We start from the raw sequence: 3,040 nt of genomic DNA, 5'->3' as shown, positions 1-3,040 counted from the left end.
CGTCGGCAGGCAGGTCGGGACTCATCCGGTGCAAAGGGTTGGACTTCATCGATCCATCGGGCTGCACGGCTGAACTGATCTTCGGATAATAGGTCTGGTCGGGGTCGATGGGCACCTCGATGAGCGCCGGACCGTCCGCTTCCAGCAGCGAGCGCACGGCTGGAGCATCCAGACCGGATTCGGAGTCGAGCGGCGCGAATCGGATCCGGTATGCCCGCGCCAGCACCTCCCAGCTTGGCAAGCCCAACCCGGTCTGGGCGTCGCAGCCGATCCAAGCGCCCCCGAAATAGTTGCGCTGCGTCATCCTGATTGACGCGTAACCGTTGTTGTTGAGTACGAAGACCTTGACATTGGCGTCCGTGGCCGCGAGAGTGCCTAGTTCCTGAACGTTTTGCGCGAAGCCGCCGTCCCCCTCGCTCAGCAATACCTGCCGGCCCGGGTTGGCTAAAGCCGCTCCAATCGCCCCGGATAACCCGTAGCCCATGCTTCCAATCGACTTGTTCGACAGGAGTCGTTGGTCGGCCCGCAGTTCCAAGGCCTGCATGGCGACCGTGAAGGAGCCGCCGCTGCTGCAAGGCACTATGACCGCATCCGGCTCGGCGACCTCGGCCAGCCGCATCGCGAACTCGTACGGCTGCACGTACCCGGCGGCCGTGACGTTCTGAGGGTCATTCAGTGGCAGCTCTGCCCGGACCGACGCGATGAACTCCCGCCACGACTGCCACCGCCCGGCATCGCCGAGGTCGGAGGCATAAAGGGCGGTCAGGAACCCGTCGGCATCCCCGCGCAGCGCCATGTCGACGCGCGGATGTCCCTTCCGGAGCTCAGCGTCGTCGATGTCGACCTGAACCACCCGCCCAACGGGCACGAACTCCTCCCAGGCGAAACCGGTCTGTTGCAGCCCCAGCCGGGTGCCGACAGCGACCACCAGGTCGGCCTGCTGGACGAGGATGTTGGCGGCGCGCTGGCCCCACGTATTCGGACGCCCGGCGTACAACGGGTGTTCGCTTGGAACCCGGTCGGCCCCGTTCCAAGTGGTCATGAGCGGGATGCCAGCGGCCGCGGTCCGCTCACTCAGGGCACGCATCGCTCCGCGGCTCACCCCGCCACCGACCAAGATGACCGGTCGCTCCGACTCGCGCACCCACGCAACGACTCTTTCGATGTCGGGCATCCGAACCTGCGGAAGAGCGGCCGCCTCCGGTAGTGGAATTGGATCTTGCCCGGGCAGCGGCGGAGCGGCCTGCGCGTCCAGACAGAATTCGAAAAATACCGGTCCCTGCCTGGGCGTGCGGCCGTCGAGAACGGCATCGAGGAGGGTGTCACGGGCGACGGGCCGCTCGATTCGCATGGCCCGCTTGGTAACACTGCGCACCAGCTCAACGCCGTCGATCTCCTGGATGCCTCGCTGGCGGACCGCTCCTTGGCTCAGATCGCTGCTCTTCACTTGTCCGCCAATGACAAGAAGTTCACGACTTTCCTGCCAAGCGCCGGCGACACCGGTCAGCGCGTTGGTGATCCCCGGACCAGCCGTCACTAGCGCGAACGCGCGGCCGCCGCCTTCGTCGCGCGAAGCATTGAAGTATTCGACCGCAATGGCCGCCCCCACCTCGTGCACGAACGGCACGTACACCATTCGGGTGCGCACCGAATTTAGCAGGTGCATGATGTTGCCGCCGGCGACGAAGAAGCAGTGCGTATAACCGGCACCGACCAGCCAGTCGACCAACTGGTCCGAGTACTTGACGGGAGCCGTCACACGCCGACCTTTCGGGTGACGACGAAGTTGGGGCGCTGCTTGACCTCCTCGTAGATGAGTGCGAGGTACTCGCCGACGACCCCGAGCAGCAGGGTAACGACCCCGAATCCGACCAGCATGAGGCACATGAGCGAACCGAAGCCCGGAAAGGGCACCCCATAGAAGACGGCCTCAACGGCGAGCACGAGCACGGCGATGGCCGCGATGGCACTCAAGAGAAATCCGGTGAGAGTGATAAGCCGCAGCGGTACGTAGGAGTGGGCCAGAATGCCCTTCCCAGCCAGGTCGAGCACCTTGAGGCTGTACGCCTTGGATTCCCCGGCGAAGCGGGGCGCCCGCTTCATCGGCAGCCCAATCGATTTGAAACCTACCCAGGAGAACAGGCCACGTACGAACCTGTTGCGCTCATCCATCGAGCGGACGGCCTCGTACACCTTCCGGTCCACCAAGCGAAAGTCACTGGCATTGCTGGCGATTCGATCATCGGTGAGTCTGCTCGCGAGCCAGTAGAACAGCTGGGAGTTCATCCTGCGGATCGGCCCGGTGCCACCGCGCTCGGTGACCACTCCGTAGACGTTCTCGTAGCCCTGCTCCCACGCGCGGATCATTTCCGGGATGAACTCGGGCGGGTCCTGCAAGTCGGCGGTCATGAGCACGACGGCGTCGGCGTCGACGACGTTCAATCCGGCCGTCAGCCCGCCGTCCATCCGGAAGTTTCGGGCCAGCTGCAAGATTTTGAACCGCGGGTCCGCCTCGTGGATCTTGAGCAGCTTGTCCATCGTGTCATCGGTCGAGCCGTTTTCCACGATGATTGCCTCGAAGTCGTACGCGGGCTCGGAGTCGAACACCGCCGCCAGTTGGCGCGCCAGTTCCTCGACGCATTCGCTTTCATTAAAGGCGGGGGCGATCACAGCGATCTTTTTCTTCATTCCCACACTTTCCAGGGTGGGTTGGCGCTGTTCCACAGGTTGTTCAGCAGCTGCGATTCGCGGAACGTATCCATCGGCTGCCAGAACCCGTGGTGCGCGAACGCAGCAATCTGGCGGTCCTCAGCCAGCCGAAGCAGCGGCTCCTCCTCCAGCACGGTTTCGTCGCCCTCTAGATAGCCGAACACTGCTGGCTCGAAAACGAAGTAGCCGATGTTGATCCAGTCGTCGGTCTTCGGCTTTTCCCGGAATTTGGCGACCGCACCGTCCTGCTCGAGGTCGATGACACCGAACCGGCTCATCGGCTGGGTGGCCGTCACGGTGGCGATCTTGCCGTGCTCACGGTGGAACTTGA

General features: G+C 63.9%; 3 protein-coding genes. All 3 read right to left on the bottom strand.

Translation table 11 applies throughout. From position 1 onward, the window contains the following. The coding region (locus ACLP9N_RS09880; protein WP_442407235.1) for a thiamine pyrophosphate-binding protein at positions 1-1,759 on the bottom strand (1,759 nt) is incomplete at its 3' end. Beyond that, the gene (locus ACLP9N_RS09875) at positions 1,756-2,688 is read right to left on the bottom strand and encodes a glycosyltransferase (protein ID WP_442407234.1); all 933 of its coding nucleotides are present in this window, start codon (positions 2,686-2,688) and stop codon (positions 1,756-1,758) included. The genes ACLP9N_RS09880 and ACLP9N_RS09875, both read right to left, overlap by 4 nt. After that, positions 2,685-3,040: sugar phosphate nucleotidyltransferase (locus ACLP9N_RS09870; RefSeq protein ID WP_442407233.1), on the bottom strand; the 356-nt coding region annotated here is incomplete at its 5' end. The genes ACLP9N_RS09870 and ACLP9N_RS09875, both read right to left, overlap by 4 nt.

Origin of the sequence: Mycobacterium sp. (assembly GCF_052144515.1) — a bacterium.
Lineage (GTDB): Bacteria > Actinomycetota > Actinomycetes > Mycobacteriales > Mycobacteriaceae > Mycobacterium.
The sequence above is the reverse complement of the archived record's forward strand: the minus strand, read 5'-3'. Positions and strand labels throughout refer to the sequence as shown.